The organism is Donghicola tyrosinivorans, from assembly GCF_003003355.1.
In the GTDB taxonomy this organism is placed as follows: domain Bacteria; phylum Pseudomonadota; class Alphaproteobacteria; order Rhodobacterales; family Rhodobacteraceae; genus Donghicola; species Donghicola tyrosinivorans.
The window spans coordinates 76237-95395 of record NZ_PVTQ01000007.1 but is presented as its reverse complement, the minus strand read 5'-3'; the positions used below and the strand labels follow the sequence as shown (position 1 = coordinate 95395).

Below are 19159 nucleotides of genomic sequence, written 5' to 3'. Positions count from 1 at the left end.
CCATGACGGTCTATCGGGCGCGACGTCTTCCTGTGCATCGGGGTGTGGCGGCGTGGCGGGCGATCCTGTCAACTCCGCCCGCGTTCCCCGCACTGGAAGGGGAGAGAACCGCCGATGTGGTGGTGATTGGCGCAGGCTTTGCGGGCCTGTCTGCGGCGCGGCGGCTGTTGCAACTGGACGCATCATTGCGGGTTGTCGTGCTAGAGGCAGGCCGTGTGGCCGAGGGGGCCGCGGGCCGCAACTCGGGCTTTATGATCGATCTGCCGCATGAGTTGACGTCCTCGGACTATGCGGGCAGCGGTGATGATCGCGCGCTGATCGGGCTGAACCGGCAGGCCATCGCCTTTGCCCGTGAGGCGGTTCAGGACTATGGCATCGCTTCGGCCTATTTCGACCCTGCGGGGAAGATCAACGGCGCAGCCAGTGCGGGCGCGGTGGCCCATAACGTCAGCTATGCCCGTCATCTGGACAGCCTGTCAGAGCCCTATGAGATGCTGGACGCCGCGCAAATGCGCGAGGTCACAGGCAGCAGTTACTATGAGGGCGGCCTTTACACGCCGGGAACGGTGATGTTGCAGCCTGCGGGCTATGTGCTGGGGCTGGCGGCGGGACTGTCGCAACAGGCATCGGTCTATGAGCAAAGCCCTGTTACCGAAATCCGCCGGATGGGCGGCGATTGGCGGGTTGCGACCCAAGCTGGCGCGGTCACAGCAGGGCGCGTTATTCTGGCGAACAATGGTCATCTAGAGAGCTTCGGCTTTGCCAAGGGGCGGCTGATGCATTTGTTCCTCTTTGCCTCGATGACCCATGATTTACCCAAGGGTGTGATCAAGGGGCAGGCGCGGTGGGGGGTAACGCCCTCGGACCCGATGGGGACAACTGTGCGCCGGATCGGGCCGGATCAGGGGGGCGATCGGATCGTGACCCGCACCTACGCCACGCTGCGGTCGGGGATGCAGGCCAGTGCCCGCGATTTGGCCCGCGCCACCGCCCTACAACGGCAAAAGTTTGATGAGCGGTTTCCGCAACTGGCAGGCACCAAGCCCGCCTATGAATGGGCGGGTCACCTATGCCTGTCGCTGAACAGCGTCTCGGTCGTGGGGGCTTTGGATGAAGGGCTGTATTCGGCTTGCGTTCAGAACGGTTTAGGCACCGCGCGTGGGACGCTAAGCGGGATTGGCGCAGCCGAGTTGGCCTCGGGCCAGCATAGCCAGATCACAGAGGCTTTCGCCGCCGAGGTGGCCCCGAAACGCCTACCGCCACAGCCGTTCCGCGATATCGGGGCCAATCTGGTGATCCGGATCAAGGAACGCCGCGCGGCGCGGGAGTGACCTGAATGTGCAGCAAAGTAATTATTGCTGCACATGTGGCGAAAATCCTGTATGCATCAAAGAATAATTTGCTGCATACAAATATTGTTGAGAGCCAATGACCATTCGTTCCCATTCCCGCACTGCGCAAGTCGCCTATCAGGAACTGCTGCGCCTGCATCGGGACGAGGCGGCCTCGATGCTGGTGGGCTCGGTCGAAGAGCGGCGGCGCAACGGGCGTGTGTACCTTTACGACAAGTTCCGGATCGGCACCGAAATGCGGGCGGTCTATCTGGGTGAGGCGACCGATGAACTGCGTGCCCGTCTGGCGCAGGCAAAGGACCTGCGCGATCAAAGCGCGGAGCGTAAAGCTGCTATGGGACGGTTGGCGCGGGTCTTGCGGGCCGAAGGCTTTGTCGCGGCGGATCGGGAAACCGGATCGATGTTGCTGGCCTTTGCGCGGGCAGGGGTGTTCCGCCTTGGGGGAACCATGATCGGGACCGGGGCCTTTGCGCTCTATCAGGGCGAGCTTGGGGTTCAACTGGGGCTGGATGATCTGGCGCAGACGGGGGATATCGACTTTGCCAGCTTTCAAAAGCTGTCCGTCGCGCTGGAGGATCAGGTGACGGAAACGCCGGACCAGATCTTGTCGGCGCTCAAATTCGATCCGGTGCCGGGGGTCTATGACCGGCAGGTCTGGAAATGGCGGCAAAGCAGCGGTGAGGCGATGGTCGAATTCCTGACCCCTGCCTTCGGCGAGGAAACGGTCAAGCCTTTACCCGCCCTTGGGGTCAGTGCGCAGGGGCTGAACTATCTGAACTACCTTATCGCCGAGCCTTTGCAGGCGGTGGTCCTGTACCGCAGCGGCGTCTTGGTGCAGGTGCCGCGACCCGAACGATACGCCATCCACAAGCTGATCGTTGCGGACCGTCGCAGAGATCTGGTGGACCGCACAAAGTCCCGCAAGGACCGCGCGCAGGCCGCGTTCCTGATCAAGGTGCTGGCGCAAGATCGGCCCGATGATCTGGCGGACGCCTATGTTGACGCCCTGTCGCGGGGTAAGCGCTGGCGCGAACGGATCAGCGCAAGTCTTGCGTTGATGCCTGACACGGATGCGCTGTTGCGGCAACTGCTCTAGAAAAGCCAGGAACGCCAAACATCCCGTTTTCCTGATGCAAGAATCAGTCGCGCCCAAGGTGTCAAATCTGCGACGCAGTTCGCATTGGCGCGAAAGTCTTTGAATTAAAGGCAATATGCACAGGTTAAGGGTAAACATCCGGCGTAGGCCACGGTCAGGCAGCGTTGACGGCATCCTGTTTTGTCTTCCAGTGCCACGGGAGCAATTCCGGGAGACGCGAGCCGGTGTATTTCCTTGGTGAATTCCGCACGCCGGGGCCGGTTTACCTGTCCCGCGATACCGATCTGGTCGAAGGATTGGCGCTGGTGGGCGGTTTGGAGGCGGATGCCTATCTGCCTGGCGCTCGTTTGTTGAGGAACAACCAGATCTGCACGGTAGATATCTACGGTCTGCTGAAGGCGGGCAAGTTCGATCAGAACATCCAGTTGCGCGGGCAGGACGTGATCTATGCGCCAAGCCGTGATGATATGTCTGTCTATGTGTTGGGCAATGTGGCCGGGGGCCGTGCTGTACCTTTCGGCGTCAATGGCCTGACCGCAATGGAGGCGATCACCGTGGCAGGTGGATTTGCCCGCGATCGCGTAAATACAAAAGAAATCAGGATCATCCGCACCGAGTCTCCGACTGAGGGCGAATTGATCCTGATTAATGGTCGTGAAATTCTGGCGGGCGAGATGCTGGACTTTCCGCTGGAGCCCGGCGATGTCGTCTATGTTCCTGAACATCCAATGGACAACTGGAACGCTGCCCTCACGGCTATTCTTCCGACATTGCAAATGATCGACGGGATTGTCACGCCGATCACTCTGGTTCGTAGTTTGACGCAGGCTCAGTAAGCGCCGCGGCCACCGAAAACTGCCTGGAAGGTCTGCAGCAAGCAACGGAAGTTGGTGCGGATGCTACGGGCACGGACGTAGCGCAGGTCCATGTCGATCATCCGGTCAAAGCCGACATCCGCGCGGCCCGAAACCTGCCAGAAGCCGGTGAGGCCGGGTTTTACCTCAAGACGACGCATGGCTTTGTGGTTGTAGGCCTCGACTTCACGGATCAGGGCGGGGCGGGGGCCAACCAGCGACATGTCACCGGCGATGACGTTGAACAGTTGGGGCAGCTCGTCCAGCGAGTAGCGGCGCATGATGCGGCCGATACGGGTCACGCGGGGGTCATCTTTCGATTTAAAGCAGATGCCTTCGCGCTGGCTGGTTGCCGCAACTTGCGCCAGCAGTTCTTCGGCGTCCTGACGCATCGAGCGGAACTTGTACATGGTGAAGACGCGACCATCCAGACCCACGCGGTTCTGCTTGAAGATAACCGGGCCTTTTGAGGTCAGTTTGATGCTCACCGCCAGTGCCAGCAGCAGAGGCGACAGGATCAGAACCAGCATACCAGTCAAAAGGATGTCCATAGAAGTGATCCCTGCTTCCTTGGTCGACAGACGGTTCTTCAGCGACAGGACAGCGAAGGGCGAACGGTAGGTTACATTCGTCATTTCATAGGACACAGCTATTCTCCTTTGAGAATCAAAGTGTTGGTCGGCAGCTTCGCCACCGGGTCGAGTTGTTCGTGAGATGCGGCCCTGGCATTAGGCCAAAAAAAAACCGCAGTACGAGCCACACACCTGCTCGAGCTACGGTTCATTTCATCTGTGTCTCTTTCATATCGTAACCACCGCCGGCAACAATCTTTCAAAGGCAGGGGTTCGCGTGTCTTAGGTATGTATCGGGTTTCCAACTGCTGTGGTTGTGGTGATGGGAAGACGGTAACGTTGCGTAAAGTTCTGGCTCTAAAGGCGATTTCGCGGGTTTCTGGCCCCCGCGAAGGGGACAAATAGACCCTGAATCGGCCCGCGAGCGGGCTGTAAACCGCTTGCGGGTGTAAATCGTAGGATTACCGGTAAAATCGCTCTGGGCTGGAAATCGTTATGACCCTGTCAGGGATCGCCATTTGGCCGCGTAGGCACGCAGATCAGCAGTTATCGCAGGTGCGGCGTGCGGGCGCAGGTTCGGCGCAGGCGTGTCACAGGTCAGCATGGCAGCGCCCACCGACGTGCCAGTCAGGCTGGTTGCCACCATCACGCCGCCATCACAGAGCGCCGAAAGCATATCCAAATATTCACTGTTGCGGGCAAAGGGGCCTTCGACGATCACTGGTCCATCTGCACCGGCAAGGTCCAGACAGGTGCGGGTCATCAGCGCCAGATACCAAGACAGGGAGACCATGCGCGGGCCGTCATCTGGCTCGGCTGCGGTCCAACGCATCTGACGGTGTTGGTAGGGGCCGGAGGAGGGCTCGACCGAAGGCAGCAGCATCGCGCCGCTAAAGGCCGATTGGCGGTCTTGTTCGGTCACAGATGTGACGTGGGGCTTGATCAACTCATACTCCCGACCGCCCATAAAGCGGGCCGAAGGGACTGGCTGACCCAAGGCGTTGGTGTTCACCAGTACATCGCGGGCCGGATCAAGGGACTGCTCTTTCGCTCCTATGGCCATCGCCACCACCCAAGTCCCCGTCGAGACCACGGCGAAAGGCGCGTCTTGCCCCAGATAGGGGTAGAGCGAGGCGTTGCTGTCATGGATGCCGCAGGTCACTGGCACGGGCCGGTCAAAGCCTAGCTCTCCGGCCAGCGCCTCAGACACCATTCCCAATGTTGCATCGGATCGCAGGGCTGGGGCCATCTTGCCCGTCAGTCCTAAAGCACCGACCAGATCAGAGAACGTCTGCGTGAACGGGTTCCACAGGTCCGTATGGCACCCCAGCGAGGTCACATCGCTGGCAAGCTGCCCCGTTAGCCGATAGCCCCAATATTGGGGGTAGGTCACCACGTGGGCCAGTCTGTCGCGCAGGCCCTCTTGGGTCTCCAGCAGCCAATGTAGCTGCGCCCCAAGGTTCAAGCCCATGGGCAGGCGCGGCGATCCGGTCAGGGTGAAATCGGGGCGCAAGGCGTCATAGGCGGCGCTGAAATCATCGGGGCCGGTGTGTTCATAGTCCAGCATTGGACACGCCAAGTTTCCGTCGGCATCCAGCAACACCGCGGACGCGCCGTGGGTCGTGACCGAGATCGCGTCGACACCGTGGCTGGCGTGAAAATCCCGCAGCGCCTTTACAAAGAACGCCCAGTGACCGTCCAGATCGAAATGGGGGTAGGGCGGGCCTTGCAGGACTGTGTTGGGGCGGGTGACGACGGCGACTTCGGTCAAGCTTGCACTATCCACCAGCGCCAGCTTGGCGTTGGTCTTGCCTACGTCGATGACGGCAATATGGCTCATGGCAGGTGAAAGACCGTTTCCAAGGGGACGGCGACGGGCTCGTTATCAGGGTAGGTTTCCATGATATCGGCCATATGCGCCCACCATTTCTGCATCACGGGGTGCGCGGGCAGATCGGCCATGCCGTGATCATCGCGACGCCACAGAACCCCGAACAGCGCCCGCGTGTCGGCGTCATAGTGGATCGAGTAATCCTCGACGCCCGCGTCTTTCAACAGCGTCACCAGTTCTGGCCAGATTTCATCATGGCGGCGGCGGTATTCGTCCAGTTGGCCCTCATTCAGGGTCATGCGGAAAGCATATTTCTGCATCACTTACGCCCTTTCAGTCTGGCGAAGAGGCGCGGCAAGGCGATGACGCCGATCAGCAAAGCCCCGATGAAGATCGACATCACGATCCCCGGCACGTTCAGAAGACCAAGGCCAAAGGTCACCAGCCCCATGACGAAGGCCGCGATCACTACACCGGGAATAGTACCTGACCCACCAAGGATGTTGACGCCGCCAAGGACCACCATCGTGACCACCTCCAGCTCCATCCCCGAGGCGATCGAAGGACGGGTGGACCCAAGGCGCGAGGTCAGGCAGACAGCCGCCAGACCGCTCATGAGGCCGGTTAGCATAAAGAGGGTTAGTTTCACACGTCCGACGCGGATGCCCGAGAACATGGCCGCCGTGGCATTGTTACCTACCGCATAGACCGCGCGGCCAAAGTTGGTTTTGTGCAGCACCACGCCATAGATGACGGCCAGCAGGGCAAAGATCACCATCTCGACCGAGATCACCCAGAACGCGTAGCCTTGCCCGAACCAAGCAAACTCGCTGGGGTAGCCCCGGAATGCGCCATCCCCAAGGACAATGTAGCTGATGCCTCGGAAGAGGCTCATGGTGCCGATTGTGACCACGATAGAGGGCAGGTTGAACCGCGTGACCAAGACGCCGTTGAAGACCCCGCACAACAGGCCCGTGACCAGCCCGGCCAGCACGATCACCGGCGTTCCAAAGCCCGCTTGCATCACCAGACCCATCACCGTTGAGGCCAACGCGATGATCGAGGCGACAGACAGATCAATCTCTCCGGCGATGATCAAGAGTGCCATTGCAAAGGCGATCATCGCCTTTTCGGTAAAGTTGAAGGTCGCGTCGCTCAGGTTCCATGCGTTCAGGAAATAGGGCGAGGCGAAGCTGTTCAGGATGAAAATCCCCACAGCGACCAGCAGCAGCAGCGCCTCCCAGCTTTTGAGAATACGCTCGGTCGGGGTGGTCAGGCGGTCGGGGATGACCCGTGTTTTGATGTGATCAACCATGGTCATTGTGCGTGCTCTGCGGATTTCAGGATAACGCGGCCCTTGGAGTGGTCCGCGCGGGCGTTAAAGACGACGGCGATGATGATAGCTGCGCCGCTAATCGCCAGCTGCCAGAAGGGCGAGATATCGACGACCGGCAGGGCGTTCTTGATCACCCCAAGGAAGAGGGCCCCAAGGACAGCGCCGCCCACGGTGCCGATACCCCCTGCGATGCTGATCCCGCCGATGACGCAGGCGGCGACCACGTCCAGTTCAAACCCGCCCGCGATGTCTACATAGGCCACTGCGTATCGCGCGACCCACAGGTATCCGGCCAGACCGGCAAGCGTGCCGCTGATGACAAAGGCGCGGAACTGCGCTTTGCCAACGTTGATGCCCGTGTAGACCGCCGCATGGGGGTTGCCGCCCACCGCGTAAAAGCTGCGGCCAAGGGTGGTTCGGGCCATGACGACCGCCATAACGATGATCACAGCAATTGCGACCCACGACAGAACCGGCAGACCTAGCAGTGCAGCGCGGGGGAAGGCGGTGAAGGCGGGGCTCATCTCATGGGCGTTGACCCATTTCCCATCCGAGATCAGGAAGATGATGCCGCGATAGATGGTCATGGTGCCAAGGGTCACCACGATGGGCGGGATATCCAGTTTCCACACCAACAGCCCGTTCACGGTGCCCATGATCGCCCCAAGCGCCAGAGCCAGCATCAGAATGACGATGATCGGTAGATCGGGATAGGCCACGTTCAGCATGGCGCAGACCATGCCGGTCAGCGCAAGGTTCGCTGCAACTGACAGATCGATACAGCGGGTCAGAATGACCACCATCTGCCCCAGCGCCAGAATGATCAGCGGGCTGGTGTCATTGAACACCGCGGCCAGATTGGCGGGCGCAACAAAGCCCGCGAAACGGGTCGCGATCAGCACCAAGAGAGCGAGGATTGCGCCCACCAGAATGCTTTCGCGCGATTTCAGAAGGGCGTTCATGCTGCGGCCTCCGATGTGATGCCTGCGGCGTGACGGACAAGGGTTTCGGGGGACAGATCATCGCCCTCAAGCTCGGCGGCGATGCGGCCTTCGCGCATGACGATCGCGCGGTCGGACATGCCCATGATCTCGGGGATTTCCGAGCTGACCATGATCACCGACAGGCCCTGTGCGGCCAGTTCCGACATGAAATCATGCACGGCGGCTTTTGACCCGATGTCGATGCCTTTGGTAGGCTCGTCCAGAATGATGACCTTGGGTTGGGTGGCCAGCCATTTGGCGATCACGACCTTCTGCTGGTTCCCGCCCGATAGCGATCCTACTGGTACATCCAAGGATGCCGCCCGCAGGTCCAGCCGCTGGGTGTATTCGCGGGCCAGTTTGAATTCCTCGGCCATTTGCAGGAAACCGTTTCTGGAGGTCTTACCCAAAGAGGGTAGGGTCACATTCTGGAAGATCGGCATGGCAGTAATAGCACCCTGTTTGCCGCGATCTTCAGGGACATAGACGATGCCGGCCTCAATCGCCTCGGCGGGCGAGCGGATGATGACGATGTCATCGCCCATTTTGCAGACCCCTTTTGAGGGCTTGGTGATGCCGATCAGGGACTGCATGAATTCGGACCGGCCAGCGCCGACCAGACCGTAAAAGCCTAAGATCTCGCCCCGTCGCAGGGTGAACCCGATACTGTCGAATTCGGTCGGGTGCGAATAGCCCACCACTTGCAGGACCGGATTGCCAAGCACCGCCTTGCGTTTCGGGAAAATCTGATCGACCGAGCGGCCCACCATCATTTGCACCAGCTCGCCTTCGGTCACGTCGGCCATCAGGCCCTCGCCCACGAACTGACCGTCACGGAAGACGGTGTAGCGATCAGCGATGCGGAAAATCTCGTCAAACTTGTGGCTGATAAAGAGGATCGCCTTGCCCTGCGCCTTTAAGGTCTCGACCAGCTCATACAGTTCTTCGATTTCCTTGTGCGAGAGGGCGGCCGTGGGCTCGTCCATGATCACAACGCGGGCGTCGATCGAGAGAGCGCGGGAAATGGCAACCAAGTGCTTTGACGCGATCCCCAGATCGCGCAGGCGCACATCGGGATCAATCGTTGCGCCGATGCTATCCAGAATTTCGCGTGCACGGCGGCGCATTTCGGCCTTGTCGATCAGACCAAAGCGGGTGCGGGGGGCGTGTCCGATAAAGATGTTCTCGGCCACGGACAATTCGTCAAACAGCACAGTTTCCTGATGGATCGCAGTGATCCCCGCATCTCCCGCTGCCTGCGCGGTGGGAAAGCGGACGGGCTGCCCGTCCAGCAGGATTTGCCCTTCGTCCGGCTGGTAAATGCCGGTCAGGGTTTTGACGATGGTGGATTTGCCAGCGCCGTTCTCACCGATCAACGCGGTCACCTGACCGGGATAAAGCGCCAGTTGCACCCCGTCCAAAGCGCGCACGCCGGGAAACTGTTTTACGATGCCATCCAGCCGCAGCACGGGCTGCATCGGATCGGCCAAGCCGGTTCGGGCCATGGTCCGCCCCATAACTATGTGGTTTGAATAAAGAAGGCGGCGCGGGGTTGCCCCACGCCGCCCGATGTCACAAGTCTATCAGAAAATCGACTTGAACTGTTCGATGTTGCTGCTGTCGTAGACAAACGGATCCGCCATCGCGCCCGAGTTGGTTTCGTCCAGTGTCAGATCGCCCATACGGCCCATGGGAATGGTCGCGCCGGGCTCGGCGGTCGCTTTGTCGGTGGCCAAGTTGTAGGCGATCATTGCAGCCGAATAGCCCAGATCGATCGGGTTCCAGATCGCAAAGGACTTGGATGCGCCGCTTTCAATCGCGCCCGCCATTTCCGAGGGAAGACCCAGACCGGTCACGTTCACCTGACCGATTTTGCCTGCGTCAGCCACGGCCTGAGCAGCCGCCACGATGCCTACGCTGGTTGGGGCAATGATCGCGTCCAGATCGGGGTAGGACTGCATCAGGCCCTGTGCTTCGCGGTAGGATTTATCCGCCAGGTCATCGCCATAGACCGTGCCGACAACGTTGATGCCGGGGTAGTTCGGCAGCACCTTGGTCATCTCTTCGATCCAGATGTTCTGGTTGGTCGAGGTGGTGGTCGCCGACAGAACCGCTACGTCACCGCCGTCGGGCAGGTGATCGGCGGCCAGCTTGACGATCATGTTGCCGATCAGCGCGTTCGAGCTGGGGTTCAGGTGCGCCTGACGGCCATCCTCTGCCACGCCCGAGTCCCAGCTGATCACGGTGATGCCGCGCTGCATGGCTTTCTTCAGGGTAGGGACCAGTGCGTCGGTGTCGTTGGCCGATACCGCAATCGCGTCCACGTTCTGCGCGATGAGCGAGTTGATGACCTCGATCTGGCCCTCGGCAGTGGTGTCGGTGGGGCCGGTGTAGATGATCTCTACATCACCCAGTTCAGCGGCGGCTTCTTCTGCGCCTTTGGCCGCGGCCTCAAAAAAGCCGATGCCCAGTGCCTTGACCACCAACGCGATGCGCACGTCTTCGGCGGCTGCAGCATTGGCGAACAGTCCGGTCGCCATAGCGACGGTGGTCATAAGTCCGGTCAGTTTTTTCATTCTATCCTCCCTTGAATGAAATCTGCGGGCACTGGCGGCTAATTCGCGGCCTCAGGTACCCGTACTCTCCTGTTTCGTGGCGGAAACACTTGCCACGATCAGTTTCACATCCGCTGCCTCCAACATGGCAGCGGCCTTGTCGCTGATCCCGTCATCGGTGATCAGCGTGTCGATCCGGTTCAGCCCGCACAGGACCAGACTGGAGCGGTTTTCGAATTTGCTGCTGTCCACCAGCACGACCAGTTCGTCGGCCTGACCGATCAGCTTTTGCTCGGCCTGAATCAACAGCGGGTCCGCCTCCATCAGGCCCAAAGGTCCAACCCCTTGGGCGCCCATGAACATGCGGCGGGCGTAAAAGTTGCGGGTCACATCATTGTCGAAGGGCGACAGGATGATGTTCTGTTCGCGGTAGATCGTGCCGCCCGAGAGCATGATCGTGCATTTGCTGTTCTTCAGCAGATGCTCGGCAATCGGAAAGCTGTTGGTGAACACCTGCAGGCGGCGACTTGCCAGCGGGTGCACCATTTGAAAGGTCGTTGTGCCGCCGTTGATGATGATCGGCTCGCCATCCTCGCACATATCGACCGCTGCCCGCGCGATTGCTTGCTTTTGAGCGGTATTGATCGATTGGTTGAGCGAAAACGGACGCCCCGCCAGACCAGGCAGTTGGTTCGGGTTCAGGCTCTCGGCACCACCCCGCACGCGGCGCAGTTTTTTCTGGACATGCAAGGCTGCGATGTCCCGCCGAATGGTCGCCTCTGACGCGCCAGTCAACGCACACAGGTCTACCACCGTCACGACGGGGCGGTCCTGTACGGCCGACAAAATGATCCTATGGCGCTCTTTCTCGTGCATTTAAGCCCTCCCGTTGGCCAGAAAGCTGGAAGAGATTCCCGTCAAAGTCAATCAGATTCTTTCATTTCAATCATTCTGCACCTGCATAATGATCATTAGTGATCGAATATGATTGACAATCCGATGCACCCTGTGCAGCTTCATGTCGAAAATTCGCATCAGACTACCCTATTCTTCGGGAGGAAAAACCAATGAATACGCCCTCTTCGCGGCTTCAATCGCTGTGGGACGATTCCAAGGCGGCAGGCATGTCGGAACCGGAAAAGCTGTTGTATCGCTCGAATCTGCTTGGTTCTGACAAGCGGATCACCAACTACGGGGGCGGCAATACCAGCGCGAAGGTCATGCAGGCCGATCCTCTGACCGGCGAGGAGGCCGAGGTCCTGTGGGTCAAGGGCTCTGGCGGGGATGTGGGCTCGATCAAGATGGACGGGTTTGCGACCCTTTACATGGACAAGCTGCGGGCGCTGAAGGGCAAGTATCGGGGCGTTGAGTTTGAAGATGAGATGGTCGGCTATCTGCCCCATTGCACCTTTAATCTGAACCCGCGTGCGGCCTCGATTGATACGCCGCTGCACGCCTATGTGCCGCGCAAGCACGTCGATCACATGCACCCTGATGCGATCATCGCCATTGCGGCCTCGAAGAATTCCCGCGAGTTGACCGCCGAGATTTTCGGGGATGAGATCGGCTGGCTGCCGTGGAAGAAACCGGGCTACGAGCTGGGGCTGTGGCTAGAGAAATTCTGTCTGGAGAACCCTGATGCGAAGGGCGTTGTTCTGGAAAGCCACGGGCTGTTCACGTGGGATGACGATGCGAAAGCCTGCTATGAGTTGACGCTGGAAATCATCAACAAAGCCATTGCTTTCTTTGAGGAAAAGACTGCCGATGTGCCTGCCTTTGGTGGTGCTGTCCATGAAAGCCTTGATGCCGATGCCCGCCGCGCGGTCGCTGCCCGTCTGATGCCTGCGATCCGTGGCATGGTCTCGGGTCAGCAGCATATGGTTGGCCATTTTGATGACAGCGCCGCGGTGTTGGAGTTTGTGAATGCCGCCGATATGCGCCCCCTTGCGGCGCTGGGGACGTCTTGCCCCGACCATTTCTTGCGCACCAAGATCTGCCCGCTGGTGGTGGATTTCGACCCCGCACAGAAAAACATCGATGCGGTTCTGGAAGGTCTGCCCGCGCAAGTGGCCGCCTATCGCGACGGCTATGCGGCATATTATGCACGCTGCAAGCATGACAACTCGCCCGCTCTGCGTGATCCGAACGCGGTGGTCTATCTGGTGCCCGGCGTCGGCATGATCACCTTTGCCAAGGACCGCGCCACGGCCCGTATTTCGGGCGAGTTTTATGTGAATGCGATCAACGTGATGCGCGGTGCCTCGGCAGTGTCGGAATACTGCGGTCTGCCTGAGCAAGAGGCTTTCGACATTGAATACTGGCTTCTGGAAGAGGCCAAACTGCAGCGGATGCCCAAGCCGAAATCGCTAGCGGGTCGCGTGGCACTGGTGACGGGCGGGGCAGGCGGCATTGGTGCGGCCACAGCGGCGCGGTACCTGTCCGAAGGCGCGTGCGTCATGCTGGCCGACATAGATGAGGCCGCACTGGCCAGCACATATGACAGCCTTGCGGGAACCTTTGGCAAAGACGTGGTGCGCACCGTGCAGATGAACGTCACCGATGAGGCCGCCGTGCAGGCCGCCTATGCCTACACGGCGGTGGAATTTGGCGGCGTGGATATTCTGGTGTCGAATGCGGGGATTGCATCCTCCGCGCCGGTGGAAGAGACCACATTGGAGCTCTGGAACAAGAACATGTCGATCCTCTCCACAGGCTATTTCCTTGTCAGCCGAGAGGCGTTCAAGGTCATGCGTACCCAAGGGATTGGCGGCTCGGTTGTCTTTGTGGCCTCGAAAAACGGGTTGGCAGCGTCGCCCAATGCCAGCGCCTATTGTACCGCGAAAGCATCCGAAATCCATCTGGCCCGCTGTCTGGCGCTGGAAGGGGCCGAGGCGGGTATTCGCGTGAACGTCGTGAACCCTGATGCTGTTCTGCGCGGCTCGAAAATCTGGGAAGGCGAGTGGCTGAACCAGCGGGCCAGCACCTATGGCACCGACAAAGAAGGTCTGGAAGAGATGTACCGCAACCGCAGTATGCTGAAACGCAATGTGCTGCCCGAGGATATCGCCGAAGCGGCCTATTTCTTTGCCTCGGAACAATCGGCAAAATCGACCGGCAATATCATCAACGTGGACGCCGGTAACGTGCAGGCCTTCACCCGCTAAGCGCGCCCGCCGCGCGGCCCCATCGGGGGCGCGCGGCCACCAATGGGAGGAATTTTCATGATTAATTCATCTGTGGTCGCGGCCGAAAACGCGAAACGCGAAGCGGACCTGCGCAGCGATTACGATGCGCTTGGCGATCATCTGGCCCGCCGTGGCATCGACATCGCCGCCATCAAGGACCGCGCCAAGTCTTTCGGTGTCGCCGTTCCTAGCTGGGGCACCGGCACAGGCGGCACCCGCTTTGCCCGTTTCCCCGGACTTGGAGAGCCGCGCCACATCTTTGACAAGCTGGACGATTGCGGCGTGATCCATGGGTTGGCCCAAGCTACCCCCACCGTGTCTTTGCACATCCCTTGGGACAAGGCTGACCCCGCCGAGATGCTGGCAAAGGCCGAAGAGCATGGGCTGGGGTTCGATGCCATGAACTCGAACACCTTTCAGGATCAGGACGAGCAGGCGCACAGCTATAAATACGGCTCGCTGAGCCACACCGATGCCGCCACCCGCAGCCAAGCGGTCGAGCACAATATCGAATGCATCGAGATCGGCGATAAGCTGGGGTCCAAGGCCCTGACGGTCTGGATCGGCGACGGGTCGAACTTTCCGGGTCAGACCCACATGGGCCGCCAGTTTGACCGCTATATGGAGTCGATGAAGGCCATCTACGGTCATCTACCCGACGACTGGCGCATCTTCTCAGAGCATAAAATCTACGAGCCCGCATTCTATTCCACCGTCGTGCAGGATTGGGGCACCAGCTATATCATCGCCTCGGAACTGGGGGACAAGGCGCAATGTCTGGTGGACCTTGGCCACCATGCGCCGAACGTGAACATAGAGATGATCGTCAGCCGCCTGATCCGTCAAGGCAAGCTGGGGGGGTTCCACTTTAACGACTCCAAATACGGGGACGATGATCTGGATAGCGGCACGATTGATCCTTACCGTTTGTTCCTTGTGTTCAACGAATTGGTGGATGCCGAAGGCACCGACGGGCTGAACCTGTCGCATATGATCGACCAGAGCCATAACGTGACCGACCCGATCGAAAGCCTGATGATCTCGGCCTGTGAAATTCAGCGGGCGTTTGTGCAGGCGTCCCTAGTGGATCGTACTGCTTTGGCAGGCTATCAGGATTGCAACGATGCGCTGATGGCCAGCGCCACCTTGCGCCGCGCCTTCCGCACGGACGTCGAGCCGATCCTTGCCATGGCCCGTCTGGAACAGGGCGGCGCGATCGACCCCGTAGCAACCTATCGCGCCAGCGGCTACCGCGCCCAAGTGGCTGAGGTCCGCCCCAAGGTCAGCGGCGCAGGCGGCGGTATCGTGTAAGCGAACCAATGAAAAGGCGGGCTTGTCCCGCCTTTTTTATGGGCGGTAACGCAGGGCTTCGGTCAGGGCGCGGAAGGCCGGAAGGGCTTGTCTGCGGCTGGGATAATACAGGTGGTAGCCCGGAAAGGGTGGGCACCAATCCGCAAGGCATCGCACCAGCTCGCCGCCCTTAATCAAGTGATCCAGATGGTCAGAGGGTAGACAGGTCAGGCCAACCCCGTCCACCGCGGCCTTGATCAGAGCTTGTGGATCGTTCGAGGTAAACTGCCCCTTAACCCTCACATTCAGCGCGTGTCCGCCCTTTTCAAATTCCCACGCATATAGCCCGCCCATCGTGGGCATTCGTAGGTTATTGCACTGATGGTCTGTCAGATCGTGCGGCGTTTTAGGTACGCCGTGGGCGGCAAAATATGCAGGACTGCCCACGACCATCATCTGGATATCGGGACCGATGCGCAGGGCGATCATGTCGTTTTCGACCTCTTCCCCAAGGCGCACCCCTGCGTCAAAGCCGTCCCTGACGATGTCGACCATGCGGTGATCGACCTCAATCTCGATGTTCAGGTTGGGGTGTGTGGCCATCAGGCGCGTTACCGTTGGCATAAGGATGTGCTGCGCGGCCCATTGGGGCGCGTTGATCCGCAAGGTGCCACTGGGGTCAGAGCGCAAGGACGCCAGATCCGACAGACGCTCCTCGATCCCGTCAAGGGCAGGGCGCAGAGTGGCCATCAACTGGACGCCGGCCTCGGTCGGGGCGACGTGGCGGGTGGTGCGGGCCAACAGGCGCAGGTCCAGCCGCTCTTCCAGTCGCCGCACCAAATGGCTAAGCGCGCTTTGCGATGTCCCAAGCCGCGCCGCTGCGCGGGTAAAGCTGCGCTCTTCAGCGACCGCCAGAAAGGCGATCAGGTCGGACATGTCATCGCGGCGAAGGGGCATAGCTGATCTTACTCATGAATAATCGATATAAACCTAAGTCCAATTTCATGACTAATCTAGGGGTAATTGCGGGCCTATCTCATAGCCGAAAGCGCGAACCCGTTGGCAGCACGACTGCTGTGGTTGGCGATGGTATCCCCTCTTTGCTGAAAGGAAATTCCCTATGAAAGCGACAGTCATGCATGGTCCCGGCGATGTCCGGTTTGAAACGGTCGAGGACCCGAAAATCCTGAAGCCCACCGATGCGATCATCCAACTGTCGGCCACCTGTATCTGTGGATCGGACTTGTGGCCCTATCGCGCCAAGGGGCCGTTCGACGCACCAATGCACATGGGACATGAATATTGCGGCGTGGTGATCGAGGTCGGCTCTGAGGTCCGCAACGTGCGGCCGGGTCAATTTGTTGTCGGCTCGTTCGTGCTGTCGGACAACACCTGCCCTCACTGCCAATTCGGTTACCCGTCCTCCTGTGAACAGCGGGAATTCATGACCGGCGCGCAGGCTCCATATGCGCGGGTGCCTTTGGCTGATGGCACATTGGTTCCCACGCTAGAGATTCCGACAGATGAGCAAATCCCCCACATGCTGGCGGTCTCTGACGTTCTGGGCACCGGCTATTACGCGGCCGAGGCGGCTGGCGTCAAAGAAGGCTCGACCGCTGTCGTTGTTGGTGATGGGGCTGTTGGCTTGATGGGGGTTCTGTCTGCGAAATTGCGCGGTGCGGAAAAGATCATCGCCATGTCGCGCCACCCCTCGCGTCAGGCGTTGGCCCGTGAATATGGCGCGACACATATCGTTGCGGCTCGTGGCGAAGAAGGCATCGGTGAAGTCCTGGAACTGACCGGCGGCGTCGGGGCCGATGCGGTGCTTGAATGCGTTGGTCTTCAGCAGTCGATGGATCAGGCACTCGGGGTCTGTCGTCCCGGTGGTTCGGTCGGTTTCGTCGGCGTGCCACATGAGGTGACGTTCACCGGTGAGGGTTTGTTCTTTCAGCAAAAACGGCTGTTCGGCGGGCCCGCCCCCGTGCGCCGCTATCTGCCCGATCTGATGGAGCGTGTTTTGAAGTCCGAGATTGCGCCCGGCAAGGTCTTTGATCTGGAATTGCCGCTGGCCGAGGTCGCCGAAGGCTATAACGCGATGGACGAGCGTCGGGCAATCAAAACGCTTCTACGGGTTTAAATAGAATGCTCCGTCCCGATTGCGGGGCGGAGTGCCTGTTTCTTGGGCGGTTTGGTTGATGTGTTTGAGAAACTCTTAAATGATCTATTTGAGAAATTAGTAATTTGTAAAAGAATGGCTCTGTTTTTTTGAATTGATTAATAAATTTCTCATATTTTGGGGTGCTTGACATAGGTAACTGTAAGGTATTCATCGTGTGAATATCTGAATTTAGGTTTTTATTTCAAACCCCCGAGGGAATAATGGATTATTTGAAGATGTTGGCAGGGTGCGTAGCATCCGGCCTTCTGATTTCGTGCGCGGCAGGCGCAGCGGTCAATGAATACGGTGGTTATGATATCGCCGGTGGCGCGGGAATTGTTGAGCGTCCTTACGCGCAGGTGCGTGGCTGGAATGTCTTTGTCGGCTTTGATGGCAGCCGTCCCGCCTATTGCGCCGCCGAGACGGGCGTTGGCAATGATCGCTGGCGGTTGGGTTTTGATGGCGGTCAGTGGCAGATGGCGATCCCCTATGCGCCAAATGGTCCGCAGTCCGATTGGTCCAGTGACTGGACATTGGATGGCGACACCCGCCCGATCTCGGGCGTTGCGGTTGATGGCTGGACGATCGCTTGGCTTGGTGCGCCCGAGCGGGACAGGGTCGCACAAGGCAACTACATGATTATGGACATCGGTCACGCCTCGGTCGATCGGCAGTTGCACGGAACTGCGGCTGTGGTGACCAAAATCGAGGAATGCCAGCAGCGTATGGGCGTTGTCTATTCTGATCCCGAATTCACACAAAGCGGAAGCGCCGCTGCGCCTGTTTCGGATTGCCCCGATGATGGCCCGCGTCTGCCGGGCTCGGGGATATGTCAGGGGCGTGCGGTCAACTACATGTCCCGCTACCCCGAAGCGCCGCCCGCTGCCACGTATCAAGGGCAGAACTGCCAGTGGGTCCTGCGGGAATCCGAACTGCCAAGCATGCCTGATGAGCGCAGCTATTTGCTGTACTTCGCAGCGCAATGTGGCGGTCAGACTGCCGGGTTGGACTACGGTGCCAACAACCACTACGCCGAGCTGACCACGATCAGCAGCGCCTATGGCATCCCGCCGCGGGTGGTCGCCGAGTTCTACCAAAGCCACGGCGAAGGCGCGCGGAATATCCTGCAACGCGCCAAAGAACGCGCGAACAATCCAGCCGAGATGGCAGGCTGCTCGGTGGTGATGGAAAGCACCGATCCCCTGAAATATCAGGTGGATAACGTGCCGCATGCTCAGTCGCAGGCGATGGCTGCGAATGGCCCCCGTGCGGCTTGTGGCCCGCGTGGTCTGGATCAGGACAGCGGCAATTTCTGGACCGTCATCAATGATCAGGTTTGGTACATCATGCCCTCGCACGAGATCTACGAAGATATCTATACCCCGTCGCTGACTGTGCTGACGCCGGACGGGCAGGGCGGCTATGTGGCCGCAGGCTTCTGAGGATGGTTTCGGGCGGCGGGGTCGATCCGCTGCCCGTTTTCAAAAGGGAATAAATGAATGCTGAGATCAATCTGCACCGTTGTCGGCTTGGCTGCTTTTCTGGCCACTCCCATTATGGCGAATGCCGCAACGGTAGAGTCGTGCCGAGTGAACGGAACGGAGGCATATGCTTGCGTTGTGACGCCCTTGCCCACAACGGGCAATTACATGTCGATGATGGCGTTCGGCAATATATCGCAGCGCGATGTGCCAGACTTCCTGCTGAAAGGGCTATCCGACCCAGCGTTGTTTGAGGTTGAGGCACACATTGGAATTAACTGGAAAAACCTTGGCGTCTGGCGGCGTAATCCCAACGTTCCAGATTATATGTGTCTGGCACCAACGCAGGCGCTTGCACCATCGGACCCGACCGAAGTGTGTATGTACTTCCGGCTCAATTTGGGTTCAAACTAAGCTATGGTCGATACTCAGGCCAAAGGCTAAGGCCCCGCATGATGGCATGCGG

The 19159-nt window shown here is 59.6% G+C and carries 17 protein-coding genes; 8 read left to right on the top strand and 9 right to left on the bottom strand.

The window, feature by feature from the left end:
- The first annotated feature begins 2 nt into the window (after positions 1 to 2).
- From CLV74_RS11645 to CLV74_RS11635, 3 genes are all read left to right on the top strand, one after another.
- Entirely contained in the window at positions 3 to 1331 is a 1329-nt protein-coding gene (locus tag CLV74_RS11645) for an NAD(P)/FAD-dependent oxidoreductase (RefSeq protein ID WP_106264878.1), read from the top strand.
- Positions 1332 to 1428: 97 nt separating this feature from the next.
- Complete coding sequence (locus CLV74_RS11640; RefSeq protein ID WP_106264875.1) at positions 1429 to 2448, top strand: nucleotidyltransferase family protein; 1020 nt, start codon at positions 1429 to 1431, stop codon at positions 2446 to 2448.
- 224 nt (positions 2449 to 2672) lie between these two features.
- The gene (locus tag CLV74_RS11635; RefSeq protein ID WP_106264873.1) at positions 2673 to 3284 is read left to right on the top strand and encodes an SLBB domain-containing protein; all 612 of its coding nucleotides are present in this window, start codon (positions 2673 to 2675) and stop codon (positions 3282 to 3284) included.
- Here CLV74_RS11635 and CLV74_RS11630 read toward each other — a convergent pair.
- The 8 genes from CLV74_RS11630 to CLV74_RS11595 form a co-directional block, all read right to left on the bottom strand.
- A complete protein-coding gene (locus CLV74_RS11630) occupies positions 3278 to 3949 on the bottom strand; it encodes a sugar transferase (protein WP_106264870.1) in 672 nt (223 codons plus the stop codon). The genes CLV74_RS11635 and CLV74_RS11630 overlap by 7 nt on opposite strands.
- A 418-nt stretch (positions 3950 to 4367) precedes the next feature.
- Entirely contained in the window at positions 4368 to 5714 is a 1347-nt protein-coding gene (locus CLV74_RS11625) for an FGGY-family carbohydrate kinase (protein ID WP_106264868.1), read from the bottom strand.
- Positions 5711 to 6025 (bottom strand): L-rhamnose mutarotase, encoded by a 315-nt coding sequence (gene rhaM / locus CLV74_RS11620; protein ID WP_106264866.1) that lies wholly within the window; start codon positions 6023 to 6025, stop codon positions 5711 to 5713. The genes CLV74_RS11625 and rhaM overlap by 4 nt, the downstream gene beginning before the upstream one ends.
- A complete protein-coding gene (locus CLV74_RS11615) occupies positions 6025 to 7020 on the bottom strand; it encodes an ABC transporter permease (protein ID WP_106265121.1) in 996 nt (331 codons plus the stop codon). Before CLV74_RS11615 ends, rhaM begins: the two co-directional genes overlap by 1 nt.
- Positions 7021 to 7022: 2 nt before the next feature.
- The gene (locus CLV74_RS11610) at positions 7023 to 8003 is read right to left on the bottom strand and encodes an ABC transporter permease (protein ID WP_106264864.1); all 981 of its coding nucleotides are present in this window, start codon (positions 8001 to 8003) and stop codon (positions 7023 to 7025) included.
- Positions 8000 to 9529, bottom strand: a complete 1530-nt coding sequence (locus tag CLV74_RS11605) for a sugar ABC transporter ATP-binding protein (RefSeq protein ID WP_106264861.1) — start codon at positions 9527 to 9529, stop codon at positions 8000 to 8002. The genes CLV74_RS11610 and CLV74_RS11605 overlap by 4 nt, the downstream gene beginning before the upstream one ends.
- A gap of 78 nt (positions 9530 to 9607) precedes the next feature.
- Positions 9608 to 10600: a rhamnose ABC transporter substrate-binding protein gene (gene rhaS, locus CLV74_RS11600; protein ID WP_106264858.1), complete on the bottom strand. Its 993-nt coding sequence runs from the start codon at positions 10598 to 10600 to the stop codon at positions 9608 to 9610.
- A 51-nt stretch (positions 10601 to 10651) separates the two neighbouring features.
- Positions 10652 to 11455, bottom strand: a complete 804-nt coding sequence (locus CLV74_RS11595) for a DeoR/GlpR family DNA-binding transcription regulator (RefSeq protein WP_106264856.1) — start codon at positions 11453 to 11455, stop codon at positions 10652 to 10654.
- 191 nt (positions 11456 to 11646) lie between these two features.
- Here CLV74_RS11595 and CLV74_RS11590 point away from each other — a divergent pair, with 191 nt between their 5' ends.
- The gene (locus CLV74_RS11590; protein WP_106264854.1) at positions 11647 to 13743 is read left to right on the top strand and encodes a bifunctional rhamnulose-1-phosphate aldolase/short-chain dehydrogenase; all 2097 of its coding nucleotides are present in this window, start codon (positions 11647 to 11649) and stop codon (positions 13741 to 13743) included.
- A 57-nt stretch (positions 13744 to 13800) separates the two neighbouring features.
- Positions 13801 to 15075 (top strand): L-rhamnose catabolism isomerase, encoded by a 1275-nt coding sequence (gene rhaI, locus CLV74_RS11585; RefSeq protein ID WP_106264852.1) that lies wholly within the window; start codon positions 13801 to 13803, stop codon positions 15073 to 15075.
- Between the two features lie 36 nt (positions 15076 to 15111).
- On the opposite strand, the gene CLV74_RS11580 is transcribed toward rhaI, so the two are convergent.
- Positions 15112 to 16011: a LysR family transcriptional regulator gene (locus tag CLV74_RS11580; protein ID WP_106264850.1), complete on the bottom strand. Its 900-nt coding sequence runs from the start codon at positions 16009 to 16011 to the stop codon at positions 15112 to 15114.
- 163 nt (positions 16012 to 16174) lie between these two features.
- Between CLV74_RS11580 and CLV74_RS11575 the strand changes: the two genes are divergently transcribed.
- The 3 genes from CLV74_RS11575 to CLV74_RS11565 all read left to right on the top strand — a co-directional run bounded on the left by CLV74_RS11575 (position 16175) and on the right by CLV74_RS11565 (position 19107).
- The gene (locus tag CLV74_RS11575) at positions 16175 to 17191 is read left to right on the top strand and encodes a zinc-dependent alcohol dehydrogenase family protein (RefSeq protein WP_106264847.1); all 1017 of its coding nucleotides are present in this window, start codon (positions 16175 to 16177) and stop codon (positions 17189 to 17191) included.
- A gap of 242 nt (positions 17192 to 17433) precedes the next feature.
- Complete coding sequence (locus CLV74_RS11570) at positions 17434 to 18654, top strand: hypothetical protein (protein WP_106264844.1); 1221 nt, start codon at positions 17434 to 17436, stop codon at positions 18652 to 18654.
- 57 nt (positions 18655 to 18711) lie between these two features.
- Positions 18712 to 19107, top strand: a complete 396-nt coding sequence (locus CLV74_RS11565) for a hypothetical protein (protein ID WP_106264842.1) — start codon at positions 18712 to 18714, stop codon at positions 19105 to 19107.
- Positions 19108 to 19159 lie beyond the last annotated feature (52 nt).

Coding starts and splice junctions, on each gene's coding strand:
- CLV74_RS11595 (WP_106264856.1), bottom strand. CDS start 11,455: ATGCACGAGAAAGAGCGCCATAGGATCATTTTGTCGGCCGTACAGGAC.
- CLV74_RS11565 (WP_106264842.1), top strand. CDS start 18,712: ATGCTGAGATCAATCTGCACCGTTGTCGGCTTGGCTGCTTTTCTGGCC.
- rhaS (WP_106264858.1), bottom strand. CDS start 10,600: ATGAAAAAACTGACCGGACTTATGACCACCGTCGCTATGGCGACCGGA.
- rhaI (WP_106264852.1), top strand. CDS start 13,801: ATGATTAATTCATCTGTGGTCGCGGCCGAAAACGCGAAACGCGAAGCG.
- CLV74_RS11570 (WP_106264844.1), top strand. CDS start 17,434: ATGGATTATTTGAAGATGTTGGCAGGGTGCGTAGCATCCGGCCTTCTG.
- CLV74_RS11605 (WP_106264861.1), bottom strand. CDS start 9,529: ATGGCCCGAACCGGCTTGGCCGATCCGATGCAGCCCGTGCTGCGGCTG.
- CLV74_RS11580 (WP_106264850.1), bottom strand. CDS start 16,011: ATGCCCCTTCGCCGCGATGACATGTCCGACCTGATCGCCTTTCTGGCG.
- CLV74_RS11625 (WP_106264868.1), bottom strand. CDS start 5,714: ATGAGCCATATTGCCGTCATCGACGTAGGCAAGACCAACGCCAAGCTG.
- rhaM (WP_106264866.1), bottom strand. CDS start 6,025: ATGCAGAAATATGCTTTCCGCATGACCCTGAATGAGGGCCAACTGGAC.
- CLV74_RS11615 (WP_106265121.1), bottom strand. CDS start 7,020: ATGGTTGATCACATCAAAACACGGGTCATCCCCGACCGCCTGACCACC.
- CLV74_RS11575 (WP_106264847.1), top strand. CDS start 16,175: ATGAAAGCGACAGTCATGCATGGTCCCGGCGATGTCCGGTTTGAAACG.
- CLV74_RS11590 (WP_106264854.1), top strand. CDS start 11,647: ATGAATACGCCCTCTTCGCGGCTTCAATCGCTGTGGGACGATTCCAAG.
- CLV74_RS11645 (WP_106264878.1), top strand. CDS start 3: ATGACGGTCTATCGGGCGCGACGTCTTCCTGTGCATCGGGGTGTGGCG.
- CLV74_RS11610 (WP_106264864.1), bottom strand. CDS start 8,003: ATGAACGCCCTTCTGAAATCGCGCGAAAGCATTCTGGTGGGCGCAATC.
- CLV74_RS11640 (WP_106264875.1), top strand. CDS start 1,429: ATGACCATTCGTTCCCATTCCCGCACTGCGCAAGTCGCCTATCAGGAA.